General features: G+C 46.8%; 12 protein-coding genes and 3 pseudogenes. 6 read left to right on the forward strand and 9 right to left on the reverse strand.

The window, feature by feature from the left end; genetic code table 11:
* Window positions 1-27 precede the first annotated feature (27 nt).
* Window positions 28-282, forward strand: a complete 255-nt coding sequence (locus B1H58_RS19180) for a helix-turn-helix domain-containing protein (RefSeq protein ID WP_085072027.1) — start codon at window positions 28-30, stop codon at window positions 280-282.
* 26 nt (window positions 283-308) lie between these two features.
* Here B1H58_RS19180 and B1H58_RS19185 read toward each other — a convergent pair whose 3' ends face one another.
* Complete coding sequence (locus tag B1H58_RS19185; protein WP_085072028.1) at window positions 309-914, reverse strand: CGNR zinc finger domain-containing protein; 606 nt, start codon at window positions 912-914, stop codon at window positions 309-311.
* A 278-nt stretch (window positions 915-1,192) separates the two neighbouring features.
* Between B1H58_RS19185 and B1H58_RS19190 the strand changes: the two genes are divergently transcribed.
* The gene (locus tag B1H58_RS19190) at window positions 1,193-2,065 is read left to right on the forward strand and encodes an alpha/beta fold hydrolase (protein ID WP_085072029.1); all 873 of its coding nucleotides are present in this window, start codon (window positions 1,193-1,195) and stop codon (window positions 2,063-2,065) included.
* Window positions 2,066-2,273: 208 nt separating this feature from the next.
* Here B1H58_RS19190 and tnpA read toward each other — a convergent pair.
* The 3 genes and pseudogenes from tnpA to B1H58_RS19205 form a co-directional block, all read right to left on the reverse strand.
* Window positions 2,274-2,441 (reverse strand): annotated as a pseudogene (tnpA, locus tag B1H58_RS19195) (IS66 family insertion sequence element accessory protein TnpA); the annotation flags it as partial.
* A gap of 304 nt (window positions 2,442-2,745) precedes the next feature.
* Entirely contained in the window at window positions 2,746-3,384 is a 639-nt protein-coding gene (locus B1H58_RS19200) for a LysE family translocator (RefSeq protein ID WP_085072030.1), read from the reverse strand.
* A 47-nt stretch (window positions 3,385-3,431) separates the two neighbouring features.
* The gene (locus B1H58_RS19205; protein WP_085072031.1) at window positions 3,432-4,160 is read right to left on the reverse strand and encodes a hypothetical protein; all 729 of its coding nucleotides are present in this window, start codon (window positions 4,158-4,160) and stop codon (window positions 3,432-3,434) included.
* Between the two features lie 2,207 nt (window positions 4,161-6,367).
* Here B1H58_RS19205 and B1H58_RS19215 point away from each other — a divergent pair.
* Window positions 6,368-7,573 carry a multidrug effflux MFS transporter gene (locus B1H58_RS19215; RefSeq protein WP_085072033.1) on the forward strand — a complete coding sequence of 402 codons (1,206 nt, stop codon included), beginning with the start codon at window positions 6,368-6,370 and terminating at the stop codon, window positions 7,571-7,573.
* A 20-nt stretch (window positions 7,574-7,593) separates the two neighbouring features.
* Complete coding sequence (locus tag B1H58_RS19220; RefSeq protein ID WP_085072034.1) at window positions 7,594-8,154, forward strand: TetR/AcrR family transcriptional regulator; 561 nt, start codon at window positions 7,594-7,596, stop codon at window positions 8,152-8,154.
* Between the two features lie 299 nt (window positions 8,155-8,453).
* Here B1H58_RS19220 and B1H58_RS19230 read toward each other — a convergent pair whose 3' ends face one another.
* Window positions 8,454-9,356: a DMT family transporter gene (locus B1H58_RS19230; RefSeq protein ID WP_085072036.1), complete on the reverse strand. Its 903-nt coding sequence runs from the start codon at window positions 9,354-9,356 to the stop codon at window positions 8,454-8,456.
* Between the two features lie 297 nt (window positions 9,357-9,653).
* Between B1H58_RS19230 and B1H58_RS19235 the strand changes: the two genes are divergently transcribed.
* Window positions 9,654-10,337: an O-methyltransferase gene (locus B1H58_RS19235; RefSeq protein WP_085072037.1), complete on the forward strand. Its 684-nt coding sequence runs from the start codon at window positions 9,654-9,656 to the stop codon at window positions 10,335-10,337.
* A gap of 208 nt (window positions 10,338-10,545) precedes the next feature.
* On the opposite strand, the pseudogene B1H58_RS19240 reads toward B1H58_RS19235, so the two are convergent.
* The 4 genes and pseudogenes from B1H58_RS19240 to B1H58_RS19260 form a co-directional block, all read right to left on the reverse strand.
* Window positions 10,546-10,872: pseudogene (locus B1H58_RS19240) on the reverse strand (integrase core domain-containing protein); the annotation flags it as partial.
* A gap of 20 nt (window positions 10,873-10,892) precedes the next feature.
* Window positions 10,893-12,040 (reverse strand): IS3 family transposase gene (locus B1H58_RS19245; RefSeq protein ID WP_157130216.1). Its coding sequence is split into 2 segments (ribosomal slippage): window positions 10,893-11,803 and window positions 11,803-12,040, totalling 1,149 coding nucleotides; the frame shifts between segments, so codons are not numbered across the junction.
* A 53-nt stretch (window positions 12,041-12,093) separates the two neighbouring features.
* Window positions 12,094-12,947, reverse strand: a pseudogene (locus B1H58_RS19250) (IS3 family transposase); the annotation flags it as partial.
* A gap of 307 nt (window positions 12,948-13,254) precedes the next feature.
* On the reverse strand, window positions 13,255-14,175 hold the full coding sequence (locus B1H58_RS19260) for an AraC family transcriptional regulator (RefSeq protein WP_085072038.1): 921 nt from the start codon (window positions 14,173-14,175) through the stop codon (window positions 13,255-13,257).
* Window positions 14,176-14,281: 106 nt separating this feature from the next.
* Here B1H58_RS19260 and B1H58_RS19265 point away from each other — a divergent pair, with 106 nt between their 5' ends.
* Complete coding sequence (locus B1H58_RS19265) at window positions 14,282-15,115, forward strand: oxidoreductase (protein ID WP_085072039.1); 834 nt, start codon at window positions 14,282-14,284, stop codon at window positions 15,113-15,115.
* Window positions 15,116-15,303 lie beyond the last annotated feature (188 nt).

Here is a 15,303-nt window from a genome sequence, read left to right on the forward strand (position 1 = left end):
CTGGACACAACGCGCAATGCTATTGAGATGGCAACTCATATCAATCTTAGTGTTCGCCACCTGAACAGGATCTTTCAACAGGAAATGGGAGTCAGTACAGGGGAGTGGCTGGAGCAGGCAAGAATATCACGCGCCAGAGAGCTTCTTATCGAACAGCTACCTATAAAAGCGGTAGCTACGAGCTGTGGATACAGTAGTAGTGACGTCATGCGAAGGGCGTTTAAAAAAATTACGGGAATGAGCCCGGCGACCTATCAGAAAATATATGGCGTCACTAAATGAAAAAAATACACCAACTTTTTGATAAATCAGGATTTTTCAGTTTCCGCTTTTTGCCTGAACTTAGCAATTTTAATCCGGTTGCCACAAAGTGCCATACTGCACCAACGCCTTCTATGCGCTTTGGTACGATCGTAAAACCAGAGAGTACAGTCCGGATGCTCGCACTGGCGAATGTAATCGAAATTACCTTCGGTAAGTAGCTTTGCAGCCGCTTCTGCAATTATCCCAAGAGCATTGGCTGGCGAGGCCGTCTCAGAACAACGAATAATCTGATATGTACCTTCGCTGTCAGTAATGATTTTGGGATAACTCACAATTTTTCTGAGGTATTCATTAAGCCCATCGGGATCGAACTGTTGACCATGTTTTTTCTTTTCGACAAGGCTGCGTATAAGTTCTCTCAGTGTCCGGGCTGACAGTAATAACTCGCCAGGGGGGCCAGGCAGGGCATTCCGTGACGCCTGAATTTCAATCCCTGCTTTATTCAGCCAATGCAGAACATCATCGTCAGCCTGAAGAAAATCGTGAGTCACCTTATCGGTCATGGCAACTGTATTTATGAAATCTAGCGCAATCTGGTCTGCGAGGAGCCAGGGGCCTCCTCTGTTCGTAATGCTGACTGTACCGGTCATAATCTCTCCTGCTCATATCTGCCCTGCTTAATGTAACCGCTTTGAGTTTATTTTAATAGTTACCTCATTAGAAATATGTTGTTACAAATACAATTGCCAGCATCAAATATCGCTTAATCTATTGAATTTTATACATAAGAAATAAAGCACGGCGTAGATAACTTATAAAATCAACTGTAACCGTTAAAAGAGATATTTACAGGTTACATGGTTAGGCTAAGATTACTTCATCACGTAACAACACAACGTTAATTTTCCTGGACAAATGAGGTGATGATATGAATAGCAATGTGCATTTCTCTGTTGAGTACAAATACGCAGAAGCTGACGGCGTTAAGGTTTTTTACCGTGAGGCAGGTCATCCTGAAAATCCGGATCTACTGTTATTGCATGGTTTCCCAAGTTCATCCCATCAGTTTCGGGAATTGATCCCTTTACTCGCGGATAAGTTTCACATTATTGCGCCAGACCTTCCCGGCTTTGGTTTTACAGAAGTGCCGCAAGAGCGGGAATATGTCTATACCTTCGACGCACTCGCTCAGACGATCATTTCATTTGTAGATACACTGCACATGGAAAAATTTGCAATGTATGTCTTTGACTACGGTGCTCCGACAGGATTACGGCTGGCACTGAAATACCCGGACCGTATTACTGGACTGATTTCACAGAACGGAAATGCATATCTTGAGGGACTGGGAGATGCTTGGGCCCCTATCCGCGCCTATTGGGCCGATGCGACTGCTGAAAACAGGAAAGTTATCCATGATGCGATTCTTCATCTGGAAGGCACTAAATGGCAGTATGTTCATGGGGTTGAGGATCCCGAAGCCATTGCACCTGAAGCATATTACCTTGATGCGTTATTACTGGAACGTCCCGGGAATAAAGATATCCAGTTGGACCTCTACTTGGATTATGCAAATAACTTAAAACTTTATCCAGAATTTCAGGCCTTCTTCCGCAGCACTAAGCTTCCATCGCTTATTATCTGGGGAAAGAATGATCCATTCTTTATTCCGCCGGGTGCGCAGGCCTTTAAACGGGATAATCCGAATGCGGTAGTAGAGCTGCTGAATTCGGGTCACTTTGCTCTGGAAACGCATGTTGAATATATTGCCAAAAGAATTAAGGAAGTGATTGGAGCTTGATTTCACGTCGGTTTTGTTAAGAGACAAAGTTATAGCGGGATATTTACTTATCCCGCTCTTTTGTTTAAAAGACCGAAGCCGTGGATCATGGGGGCCTGAAACTGACAGCCCCCCCGCGATATTGCCCAGGCTGCTGAGTCCCTGATTACAGGAAGAACACGCTGGGTTGCCGTAACCAGCGCCATACGAAGACCTGATAACCGCACAATTTAAGCCGCTTCACTTCAGGTACTTCCATAGCGCCAAACTTCTTGCGCCAGGTATAGAAAGTAGCATCGGAGATAGCATGCCTGCGGCAAAGCTCCCGGGCAGAAACCCCGGCTTCAGCCTCGCGGAGGATACTGATGATCTGTTCGTCGGAAAAACGCTTCTTCATGGGGATGTCCTCACGTTGCTAATGAAGACATTACTAACATCGTGGTGTATTAATCAATGGGGAGCAGGTCAGATCATTGCGCTGCATCGGCAGTAACATCTCAATACCAAAGTCGTCCAAGGTGCTGTTTCGTCTTGGGCAACTGTAAAAGCTACTTTCTGTACCTGCCATATAAGGTGCATTTGATGATACTTTCGCGGGTATAGGTCAAAATGACACCCTCGATGATTCCTTAATTAACAAATCACTTTAAAAAATAAAGGCAGCCACAACCATCTTGGCCACCTCTATTCAATACTATCACTCAGTGCAAGTACGGTGTAATAACAGAGATTATTAGGCCAATAGCAAAAACCATAAATACGCTACCACCAATCTTATTCAGATATGAAAAGGCTTTACCAGTAGCCAGTTTTTTCTTCACTGAATTTGCAGATACACCATATAGGAAATGAATAATAACCACCAACACGCAAAATGTTATTGAAAGAATACAGAACTGGCTGATAAAAGGCTTATCCGATTTTATAAACTGAGGAAACAGCGCCATAAAAAACACGATGGGTTTTGGATTAAGCAAAGATACAAAAAAACCTTGACGAAACCTTGAAGATTTTGACGGAAGAATTAAAGCTTTCTCACTTCCAGATTCGCTCATTTTTTTTGGAGTAGAACGAAACAGCTTAACGCCCAGGTAGGCAAGATAAGCAGCTCCTACAATTTTTACCACAACCAGCGCAAACTGAGAAGTTGTTATAATTATGCCCAAGCTACTTGCTGCAACGATTGAAATAACACCCATACCTGCTGCCACACCAATAATTCCAGCTAAGGCACTACGTAAACTGTAGTTAAGTGTATTCGTTAACGTGAGCAATACACCCGGTCCCGGACTCGCTATGGTTAGGCTGGCAATTAAGATATAAAGGTAAATCTGAGACATGAATTTGCCCTGTCCAAAGGGGGGCGTTCCCCCCGGCGGTTAGTAGATTAGATTGAGAGATCTCTGTATTCCTGCCCGACAAACAGAGCGCTGTCAACAAGGCGGTCGCCCTCATTCTTAGCTACTTCCAGGTGGAATTTTGTCGGGCCTGCATACTTGAAGTAGTTTCTTGGGATTTCCAAATCGCTGGCTCGTTTGGCGTCATATGTACTTTCAGAGCAGAAGAAACGCATCACAAACGCTGCACGAATGTCTACCTCTCCTTCGCCAAGCATTATGCTTCGATGGATGACGTATTTGTCAAAAATAAGTGCATCTCCAACTTCAAACTCATCCTCTACACCAAAGTGGTTAAGAATAGCCATCTGGGCGTTATCGTTGAGAGGCCCATCGCGCCACTGAACGAAATCGTCTGTAGTTGGATTCTCATTAGCGTCAATTTTTTCCTGCAGCATACTGAACACAGAAGGATCTATATGGCTATAAAGATAGTCACCGTTTACACGATTTTTTGGTACGTAAGCCATCCCTCCACGTTGCCCTTTAGGATTGATATTAACTAAAGGGGCCCAGATGGTGCATCCAAAATCTTCAGCATGATGGTAGCCAAAACTCTGAGTACCGATATGCCATGGAAAGCCCTTATTTTTGAGTTTTTCAAGCTCAAAAGATAATGCTTGCGCATAAAACATATTCCTACCAGTCAAGTCTTTCATGGCTTTCTTAAATGCCGGGTCTTTCAACAGGCCAATCACCACCTCATCGCCATCATACATGTCAAAAGCTAATCGGCTGAACCCAGTCTAATACTTATCAGTGGGTTTATCAATGTATTGACCAATAGTTGACTTGATATAACTCACAAACTCTGGAGAATAAAAACCTTTTAACAAAAGGAAACCTTTCTCTCTAAAGTCAGAAATCTGCTCTTTCGTTAAGCTGAATTTTTTATTAATCACTTCATCACTCCATTTTTAAAGCCCGATAGGGCAAGGCCAACCATTTAGGTTGAGATAATACTGTTCCCTTTGATGATTAATTTTCAATACTCAAAAATGCATCATAATAATTAGCTTGCGCATCCAAACAAACTGACGCTCCAAGCATGACAGATTTCTTATTTTTAAATTCGTCACCATACTAATGGAATTAGTTCGTCATGGATCCACTTATCTGAATAATCAATATTATTTTTTGTTTTTTCATAAATCATTAGAGTCTTTCTATTCCTTATTTCAAGCCGGTGCGCCCCATGCATTATCTTTTCAATCAAAAAAGGCATTGTTAGCTTTTGCGCAGCAATGATGCCTACTAACTGATAAAAATGCTCTTCGTAGTCGGCCTCAAGGAAACCGCATCTTTAGGTAAATTACAACCAACGTCACTATAGTCACTTCCGTTCAGATAGGATTTGACATCTCGCATTTCTAGCAAGCTAATGAATGCTTCATAATATACCCCTCCAGACTTAAGCCAGAGCTTCTTAAAGACGTAGAGCTTTTCCTGATCTCCCTGAATATATTTTCCGGAATGTAAATGAAATTCATCAATACAAATAGATGCTTCAAATAATGTGTCAAAATCCTGTACATTTACGGAGCTCCTGATTTTTAAACAATAAATCATTAGAAGCTTTATGCCGCATGCATAAGCTGATAAGAGTATGAAAAAAGGAATTTGAATTATTATCGCTATTCACATCCCGAATGTGCTCCAATTTTAACAGACTGTCACCCGAGGTTGCTTTGAATCTAAACCCACCCTCAAAACAGTTCAATAAAATTTAATTGCAGGGTGCTGGATCAGAGATTTTGACTGCGCATCCTTGTCTCAAATTCATTCCGCGAACGCTCAATACTCAACCAGTTATTTACATTTCATTTACTTTAACCACATTGAATTTACTTGTCATTAAATTTATAACCAATTGAAATTTAAACACTTATTAAGAAATTAAGCGCGCCTTGTTCAAAAATCATACTACTTGAGGGCGTTTTAAATGATGCAGAAACAAAAAACACTACCTGAGTAGTTAACATCAGTTAAATTAACCAAATTGGTCGCAAAACAAGCTAAATTAAATCTAAACATAAAATATATATTTTTTTTGCCGAACATAGTTCTGCGAACACTTCCTAACGTTATTTCTACCGGTGATTATTAACAGGATAATTAAGCATTACAGAAAGCAATTGATATGAAAGAAGTCCAGCTTATGAAAACAGGCAAATTATTCACAGCGCTTCTTCTTAACCCGTTGATTACACTTCATTTTATTTATGATATATTGAATTAAAGCCGGAAAAAACCATATAGACGAAGTTGAATCAAATCAATTTAATTCATCATCATCTCAATCTTTCTAGACAAGACAACCGTAACCCTGCCGTCAGGCCGAATATAATCCGTTCACGGTTAGTCAAAGTTTACCTGCATTGCTGGTTAGCGCAGTCGAGTTGCGGGGCTTGCTTGCCAGGAAAGACAGGAATTCTGCACATCAATGTTTTCGGAAAGTTATTCGCAAAAGCATAGAATTTTTACCAACACGGCTGAGTGAATCATCAGGTCTATTGATTACCTAAGCCCTGCCCTAAACGTGAAGTGACTTCCGCTTCTCGCTCATAGCGGCCGTAGCTTCGTAGTCAATAAACTTGCTGATGTTAGCTGACTACACAGGTTGACCTCAGCGTCAGCCATTATCCTTCTGTCGCCAGGCATGAAATGCATCTTTCCGTGGTTTAGTGAAATGAAGGCGTTTTTGGAACCGCTTTAGAACTGACGATAAACCGAATTGTTCTGGGATCAGACACCTACAAATCCGCTAACAGGCTCTCACTCATTTATCTTCCCTCTGGGGAAAAGCGACACATTCTTTAATGTCTGATTTTTTTGCTATTCAGGAACGATAAAATATCAAAACATCTTTACGACCTGCCGGTCGGTAGGTATATTCTGGGCCCTCTTATAATCTTTAGGAATTATCATGGCTTCTTCGCATTTCAGATTATCCGTTTCGCTCGCCCTTATTACTGTTCTGGGGCCATCAGCGATCGATATGTATCTTGCCTCGCTGCCCGACATGGCAGCGGAGCTTGGTGCCTCACTGACGCAAATTCAGTTGACCCTTACAGTATTTTTACTGGCAATGGGGCTGGGCCAGCTTATATCAGGCCCTCTGATCGATGCTTACGGCCGACGCACACCGTTGCTGTCCGCCATTCTGTTGTTTATTGTTTGCTCAATATGGGCTTCCTGGTCAGATACTATCTCTGCGCTGCTCTACGCTCGTTTCTTCCAGGGACTTGCGGCATCCATGACGCTCGTTGTGGCCATAAGCACGGTCAGGGACGTTTCATCAGGAACGCAGGCGGCAAAACTGTTTGCCATGCTGATGACTATTGAAGGGCTGGCCCCTGTACTGGCACCAGCCATTGGTGGGTATGTAGATGCTTACGCAGGCTGGTCAGCAGTAATGCTGGTGTTGGCAACAATGGGGCTGATAGCTTTCATCAACAGCTGGTTTAACCTGCCGGAGTCGCTACCCCCTGCTCAACGTCAGTCGCTGGCCCCTTCGCAAATCTTCAGAACGTACGGGCGATTACTGCGCGATCGCGACTTTATGCTTCCCGCGCTTTCTCTCTCTGCCGCATTCTTTTTCCTGTTCATCTATATCGGCGGTGCGCCGGTGATTTACCAGACCCACTACGGTCTCAAACCAGACACCTTTGGCCTGGTGTTCGGCGGCACCGGCATCGCAGTGCTGCTCGGCGCTATTACCTCGGGTCGCTGGGTCATGCAACTGAGCGTGCCTGCCGTTGCGCTGCGGGGCGTTTTAGCTATGGCGGCAGGTACATTACTGGCAGGCCTTTCTGTCATCAGTGGTCTGGGCCTGCCGGGCGTGGTAGCGGGTATGTTTATTGCCCTGTTCGGGCTGGGTATTGCTGAGGCCACGCTGATGTCCATGACTATGTCCACCCAGAAGACAGCTCTGGGCTCTGCTGCGGCCGTTCTCGGCGCGCTGCAACTTATACTCTCGGCTACTGCGACCCCACTGGCAGGATACTTGTCGGCGAAGGGAAGCATGCCCTGGCTGGGCTTCCTTGCCTTGTTTGGCATTTTCGTGGTTGCGCTGACCGTTTTGAGCATCCGCTGGGCCCGGGATGATATAGAATACGCTGCCGGTCATTAACTTCAGGAAAGCACTTTCATATGGCAATCTCTTCTGCTGCTCAAAAAGTTTCAGACGCTGCTGTTACCCACTTTGCGGAGCGAGGGTTTGAGTCCGCCTCGTTAAAGGAAATAGCTGAGGCCGCTGGCATCAGAAAAGCGACTATTTATTCGCATTTTAAAAATAAAGATGAGCTATTCCTCCACGCTTTTAGTGGGTCGATTGAGGTTGAGGGTGCTTTCGTATCCAGTTGCTTTGATGCTGATACAGAGGCTGGGGAACGGTATCTGGCGAGGGTAGCTTCCCGCTACTCCACATCCGAACATTTGCGCCTGATGCTGCGTACCGCTTTTATTCCGCCGGGAGGGCTGCGAGAACAGGTCTCTCTGGGATACGAAAAATTTATTTCGCACATCAGGGCTCGCTTTGTGGCGAAGCTGCAACAAAACAGTTCTGATGCAGAATTGCTGGCGGAGGCCTATATCGGCATTATCGACAGCGTCCATGTTGAACTGCTTTACGCTTCGCCCGCTGCGGCAGAGAGAAGACGAAAAGCGCTCTGGCACATTCTGCATGCGGCTGTCACTGCAACTCACCGATAGAACAAGTCGGGCTATGGTCGGAATCCTTTGCATTATCGTAGACTGCACTGTAAACGCATAAAGCTTTTTCTAATCCGGGCAGTTAACCAGTCACATGCTCCAGCGAGTTTCTGTATGCAATGAATACCCAGTTTTCAGGTGGCGTTTCCAGCCCGAGGTGAAGCATACAGGCCGACACGCACACTTATTGCTTCATAAGGTACAGAATGTTAAAGCAGGTGACTGGTTCATAGTTCATTCTGTAGCGGGCGGCTTGGGGCTGATTGTTACCCGCTGGGCAAGCAGGTTAGGTTTTAAAATCATACCCGTCGTGCGCGAACAGCGGCCGTAGCGAGATAAGTAATAACAGCTGTAAAAGTCACAGCTCCACCCAGTAACGTTGATGAAGGCGGCGTTTCGTCAAAAACTATCCAGACCCACAGCGGTGCCAGTAGCAAATCCAGCTGACCGATGAGACCGGCAAGGGTTGCCGGAATGAACCTGCTTCCGCCAAGATAAAGCAGATAGCTCAGGCTCTGTGTCGCCATGCTGAAAGCAAACAACCAGAGCATGTCAGACAAATCCGGGATGGGCGCGTCAGCAGGACTTTTAATAAAGCAGATAATCATACAAATCAGGCAGGCAACAGATGTCACGCCCGGCAGGTTCATATCCGGCCATTTTTTAGCGAGAACTATGCTCCCTGCAAATCCAAGCGCCATCAGGAAGGCCAGAAGATAACCAGCCATATCGCCCCGGCTGCTGGAAGAGCCGGTCATGACGAATACACCGGCAAGGCTCGCCAGAGAGCAGAAAGCCGCCATGGCTGTAAGCCGTTCCCGAAGAAATACCCATCCCAGCCCGAGCGTAATAAAAGGGGTAGTGGCATAAATTGTCATCACACCCGCAACAGTTGTCACCTTGAGCGCGGCAATATAGCAGAACATTGAAAGGGACATCACAATGGCTGTAATGATCTCACGCCAGCCCAGCCTTATTTTCTGAGGAAACCATTTGCTATTACGCCAAAAAAGCAGCACGACAGCAAGGGTTAAGGTGGCAAAAAAGGAACGCCATGCAACCATAGACCAGACGTCCATCTGCAGGTGGCGAACAAAAATACCCACAGAGCTCCACATAAGTACTGATAATGTTACAAGCGCCACGCCCGATAAAGAATGGCATTGTGAAGAATTATGACTTTTATCTGTTAGATCTGACATTTTTCTGGTTCATATTTATAAAATACAAAGTATAGAAGTTACCTTGAACTTTTCAGGCTGAGTCAGTTTTAACGGGATTCATTATGATGCTAAAGGTTCGTGCCCGCTAATTGAATTCGCCCCGGGCATGCAGAAGCTTTCCGGGGCCAGTACTGTTACAAAAATGGCCTGCAAAAGCCAGCTATGTGCCAGGAGCGGACATAACTTTTAATGCCCAGAGGGACATTAACGTGCCGACAGCTGTAACAAACGCTATCTAAACTTCTTAAATAACCACTAAAGGAGAATAGATCCCATATGCGAACCCCTGATTATCCTTCCCGGGACTTTGATAAATGGTCACAGGTAGATGCCTGGTTTGCTGAAAAGCTTGCACCTGAAGGGCCAGATTTAAAATACACTCTCTCTAATAATTCAGAGCAAGGATTACCCACACACGATGTGTCTGCTTTGCAGGGAAAAATGCTGGCCATCTTCATTCAAATGACACGCGCTGTCCGCGTTCTTGAAATAGGAACCCTTGGAGGTTACAGCACGATCTGGATGGCCAAAGCTTTACCCCAACATGGAAGCGTAACGACCATTGAATTCAATAAGCATCATGCAGATGTTGCCCGCCAGAATATAAACAATGCAGGATTAACTGAGCGCGTTGAGCTTCACACTGATGCTGCACTTGATGTTTTACCCATGCTTAAGGCACCTTTTGACCTTATTTTTATCGATGCTGATAAAGTGAATAACCCACGCTATCTGGAATGGGCCATCAAATTGTCGAAGCAAGGTACTGTAATCGTGGGTGATAACTCAGTGCGTGGCGGTAGTGTGATTGATTCTGATAGTGACGATCCTAACGTGCAGGGTCTGAGAGAGTTTATTCAGATCATTTCAGAAGACGAACGACTTGAGGCCACAGCCATACAAACTGTTGGTGAAAAGGGATGGGATGGGTTCGTCATGGCTATAGTTAAAACCATATAATTATCTGTCTTACACACTCAGAGCTCAGCCGCTACCAGGCGGCTTTCTCATACCACTCTCTGGAGATTGTTGGATGCCCTGCCCTCATGGATTAGCGCTTACTGAGTCTATTCACACTTTCATTCTGGCTCGATCGCTTTTTTAGATTTTCAACAAGCAGGTCCGCTTCTCGCTCACAGGTGACAACTCTAATCACATCTTGTAGTGGTCAACAAAAACTGGTCACCGCTTTAGAGTTTTTCCAGTATCGACTTTCCGATTCGTTTGGTGGTAATCCACCGTTATATTCATGCGGCCTGAGCGTGCTGTAGTAACCCACGATGTAATCTGTGATCGCATGAGAGGCTTCACTGAAGTTCATGTATCCCATCACGGGAACCCATTCATTTTTCAGGCTCCGGAAGAACCGCTCCATTGGGCTGTTATCCCAGCAATTTCCCCGCCGACTCATGCTCTGCTTTATCCTGCAACGCCACAGTAACTGCCTGAACTGCCGGCTTGTGTAGTGGCTACCCTGATCGCTATGGAACATCACTCTGAATCGCCACGGATAATCTAGACACTTCTGAGCCGTTGATAATACTGATTTTCATATTCCGTCGGTGGCATCTGATCACTCGACCCATGTCGACGCTTACTGTTATAAAACATTTCGATGTAATCAAAAATATCGCTGCGGGCTTCTTCCCGCGTTCCGTAAATCTTTTTCTTTATCCGCTCGCGTTTCAGTAACTGGAAAAAGCTTTCTGCAACCGCATTATCGTGACAGTTACCACGACGGCTCATACTCCCCTCCAGTCCGTGTGATTTCAGGAACGACTGCCACTCATGGCTTGTGTACTGACTCCCTTGATCAGAATGAACCAGCACCTGTTTTTGGGGATTACGCCGCCATACAGCCATCAGCAGTGCGTTCAGAACAATATCCTTTGTCATCCAGGGTTGCATTGACCAGCCAATAACTTTGCGCGAGAACAGGTCAACAACTACGGCCAGATACAGCCACCCTTCGTGAGTTCGGATGTAAGTTATGTCCGTTACCCAACGTTCATTCGGTGCTTCCGGGTTGAACTGACGCTGGAGTCTGTTGGGTGCCACGATACTGGCTTCACCTTTATGCGCTCGTGGGCTTCGATACCCGACCTGAGCCTTTATCCCGGCACGCTTCATCAGCCGCCAGACCCGGTTAATCCCGCACTGTTGCCCGCTATCTTTCAGGTCGAGATGGATCTTGCGATAGCCATAAACGCAACCGGACTCCAGCCAGAACTGTTTGATTTGTCCTGTCAGCCTGAGATCCGCCTGATGCTGTGGTGAATGCGGCTGCTGAAGCCAGGCGTAAAACCCACTCGGATGAACATTCAGCACCCGACAGAGCAGACGAACAGGCCAGCAACAGGTGTTGTCACGGATAAAGGCGTACCTCAGTCGGACAGCTTTGCGAAGTACGCCGCGGCTTTTTTTAATATGTCCCGTTCGTCAGTAACCCGCTTCAGCTCCTTCTGGAGTCGGCGGATCTCAGCCTGAGCATCTGACTGTTCTTTGTTGGTGGAAGAGTCCGGTCCGTACTTCTTTATCCAGGCATAAAGACTGTGGGTAGTGATATCGAGACGTGTTGCAACACTGGAAACAGAATGACCACGATCAACAACCTGTTTTACCGCTTCAATTTTAAACTCTTCGGGATAACGTTTACCGCTCATGAGCACCTCTCTTTTAAGTCATCTTAAATGACTCCGGGGTGTCTGTTAAACCTGTGGCGATTCACTCCGCCTGGCTTTCCCCGACGCTCCCAGGCCATTTCCAGCGCTTTCATAGTGAGTTTGCTGTCCGGTGAGAATGACATTGCCCAGCCCACGGGTTTTCTGGCGAACAGGTCGAGAACAACAGCAAGATATGCCCAACGTTTTCCTGTCCAGATATAAGTCACGTCGCCGCACCATACCTGGTTGGGCTCGATGACCGCGAACTGACGATCAAGGTGGTTCGGTATAGCGATGTGTTCCTGTCCACCGCGCTTATACCGGTGTGTTGGCTGCTGGCAGCTTACAAGTCCCAGCTCTTTCATGAGTTTGCCAGCAAGCCAGCGCCCCATACGGAAGCCTTTAAGTGTTGCCATAGTGGCAATGCTTCTTGCGCCCGCTGAGCCATGACTGATGCTGTGTAACTCCTGCACCTGGCTACGCAACGCTGTCCGCCTGATATCCGGTTCATCAGGACGACTTTTCCAGTATTTGTAGCTGCTACGGTGAACCCCAAACACATGGCACAGTATCGCCACGGGATAACGCGCTCTGAGCTTCCCGATTAACGAGAACTGTTCAGGGAGTCTGACATCAAGAGCGCGGTAGCCTTTTTTAATATGTCATTTTCCATTTCAATACGTTGAAGTTTTTTCTTCAGCTCACGAATTTCAATTTGTTCCGGCGTTATCGGCGAGGCTTTTGGCGTTTTGCCCTGACGTTCATCACGCAACTGTTTAACCCAGCGCGTCATGGTAGAAAGCCCTATATCCATCGCTTCAGCCGCTTCAGCAACGGTGTAATTCTGATCGACGACAAGCTGGGCTGATTCGCGTTTGAACTCTGCACTGAAATTTCTTTTTTTCATTGGGGCACCTGTATTGTTCTGAGGCGAGCATATCACCTCTGTTCAGGTGGCCAAATTCAGTAAACCACTACAGAATGAGCTTAGAGAACTGGAAAGCAGTCAGTCCTCATTTCTAATCCCGACATTTCATACCCGCTACAGGTAAATGTAAGCATTTCGCTCATGGCAGATATTGGCTTATGCGTTCACTTTGTGCCAGAAGTTATCTGCTTTTTGCTCAAAGCGAACCTGGCTTCACCCATGTCCGCTCTGTGCCAGAAGCGGACGTTGCCTGCCTTACGGTTTATTCAGCTATGTCGAATAAACTTTAATGCGATGAAATAAATACCGATGCTTTCTGTACAGGCGGAACGGCGAAATAACGCTGCATGCGTTTTATCTCCTCTGCTGGCGGCAGCCCAAACAGGCGTTTGAATTCACGATTAAATTGCGACGGACTTTCATAGCCGACAGCATAACTTGCGGCGGCGGCAGTGATCTGCTGACGCACCATCAACATCCGCGCCTGGTGCAGGCGTACCGATTTCACATACTGCATCGGCGGCATCCGGGTTATCGCTTTGAAATGGCTGTGAAACGTTGGCACGCTCATTCCGGCGTCCATAGCCAGTTGCGTCAGCGTTAACGGCTCAGCATAGGTGGCATGGATGCGCTGAAGCGCTTTGCCTATTTTGCCGAACTGCCCCTGCAAGGCCAGCGCGGCGCGCATTGCATTGCCCTGAGCGCCCGTCAATACGCGGAAATAAAGCTCACGTACCCGCGCAGGGCCGAGGATAGCCGCTTCAAGCGGATTATTCAGAACTTCAAGCAAGCGCAGCACGGCCGTTTTTATCGCGTCGTCCATCGGGCTCGACATCATGCTTTGCGGTGCAGCAGGTGGTTGCGGGGCACCATGCTGTTCAATCTGCAACATCAGTTCAGCGGCCAGCTGAAAATCCAGATGCATATAAATCGCCAGCAACGAATGTTTTGCCGACGCGTCGGTTTCCATCACAAACGGCACCGGCACCGAAACCGCCAGGTAGTGCTGTTCATCATATAAATAAGTCTGCTGACCAAAATAGCCGCGCTTGCTGCCCTGGCAGACAAACACGATCCCCGGATCGTATAGCACAGGCGTTTTGGCAAGCGGGCGATCAGCCCGCAAAATTCTCACATCAGGCAACGCAGTAAGGTTATACCCCTCCTGCGCCGCAAGTGCTTTCACTAAGGTCATCATCTCAGACATCACAGCACCTCATATAATCAGGCAAGAAAAAGAGAAGATACGGCCTAAAAATGCAAAAGGGTATAAAATACTATGCAACCTTCACTGTTCATGGAGGTTCTTTTTTATGACATCTGCAAAAACGATTTTAATCACCGGCGTTAGCAGCGGCTTTGGTCGTGCGCTTGCACAGGAAGCCCTCGCCGCAGGCCATCGGGTCGTCGGAACCGTACGCAACCGCGAAGCCCAGCAGACTTTTGAGGCGCTCAATGCGCAGCGGGCTTTCGGCCGACTGCTTGATGTCACAGACTTTGAGCGTATTGATGAGGTGGTTGAGGAGATTGAGTCAACCGTCGGTCCGGTTGATGTGCTGGTGAACAACGCCGGTTATGGCCATGAAGGCATTCTTGAAGAATCGTCCCTCGAAGAGATGCGCCGCCAGTTTGACGTGAATGTGTTTGGCGCGGTGGCGATGATTAAAGCTGTCCTGCCGGGCATGCGTCAGCGTCGTCGCGGACACATTATCAATATCACTTCGATGGGCGGTTTTATTACCTTGCCCGGGATCAGCTACTACTGCGGCAGCAAATTTGCGCTGGAGGGGATTTCAGAAACGCTAAGCAAAGAGCTTGCTCCGCTCAACATACACGTCACCGCTGTAGCGCCTGGCTCATTCCGCACTGACTGGGCCGGGCGTTCAATGGTTCGCAGCGCTCGCAGCATTCCAGACTATGACACTTTATTTGAACCCATTCGTCAGATTCGAAAAGAAAAAAGCGGTAAGCAACCCGGTAATCCCGTTAAAGCCGCCCATGCCATGCTGGCATTGATTGAGAGCCAGAGTCCACCAGTGCATTTGTTGTTAGGCAGTGATGCACTGAGCTTAGTGCGGCAAAAGCTCACGGCATTAAATAATGAAATAGAACAGTGGGAAAAGCTCACTCGCTCAACGGATGACTAAGCCGTTTCTGAGACCAAGAGTAAACGGGATGACCGATGATGGCCGGTCACACAAACGGCCATTTCACTCTGTCAGTACAAGAATGATGCACAGAATCGAAATTGTGCAGATTTAAGCACAGAGGCTGTGCTGCCCGTAAAGAGAGCCGAAGCGAAAAATAATGGGTTCTCAGCTGGCTGCCGAATCAC

Source organism: Pantoea alhagi (assembly GCF_002101395.1).
Lineage (GTDB): Bacteria > Pseudomonadota > Gammaproteobacteria > Enterobacterales > Enterobacteriaceae > Mixta > Mixta alhagi.

Coding starts and splice junctions, on each gene's coding strand:
- B1H58_RS19180 (WP_085072027.1), top strand. CDS start 28: ATGGCAACTCATATCAATCTTAGTGTTCGCCACCTGAACAGGATCTTT.
- B1H58_RS19185 (WP_085072028.1), bottom strand. CDS start 914: ATGACCGGTACAGTCAGCATTACGAACAGAGGAGGCCCCTGGCTCCTC.
- B1H58_RS19190 (WP_085072029.1), top strand. CDS start 1,193: ATGAATAGCAATGTGCATTTCTCTGTTGAGTACAAATACGCAGAAGCT.
- B1H58_RS19200 (WP_085072030.1), bottom strand. CDS start 3,384: ATGTCTCAGATTTACCTTTATATCTTAATTGCCAGCCTAACCATAGCG.
- B1H58_RS19205 (WP_085072031.1), bottom strand. CDS start 4,160: ATGTATGATGGCGATGAGGTGGTGATTGGCCTGTTGAAAGACCCGGCA.
- B1H58_RS19215 (WP_085072033.1), top strand. CDS start 6,368: ATGGCTTCTTCGCATTTCAGATTATCCGTTTCGCTCGCCCTTATTACT.
- B1H58_RS19220 (WP_085072034.1), top strand. CDS start 7,594: ATGGCAATCTCTTCTGCTGCTCAAAAAGTTTCAGACGCTGCTGTTACC.
- B1H58_RS19230 (WP_085072036.1), bottom strand. CDS start 9,356: ATGTCAGATCTAACAGATAAAAGTCATAATTCTTCACAATGCCATTCT.
- B1H58_RS19235 (WP_085072037.1), top strand. CDS start 9,654: ATGCGAACCCCTGATTATCCTTCCCGGGACTTTGATAAATGGTCACAG.
- B1H58_RS19260 (WP_085072038.1), bottom strand. CDS start 14,175: ATGTCTGAGATGATGACCTTAGTGAAAGCACTTGCGGCGCAGGAGGGG.
- B1H58_RS19265 (WP_085072039.1), top strand. CDS start 14,282: ATGACATCTGCAAAAACGATTTTAATCACCGGCGTTAGCAGCGGCTTT.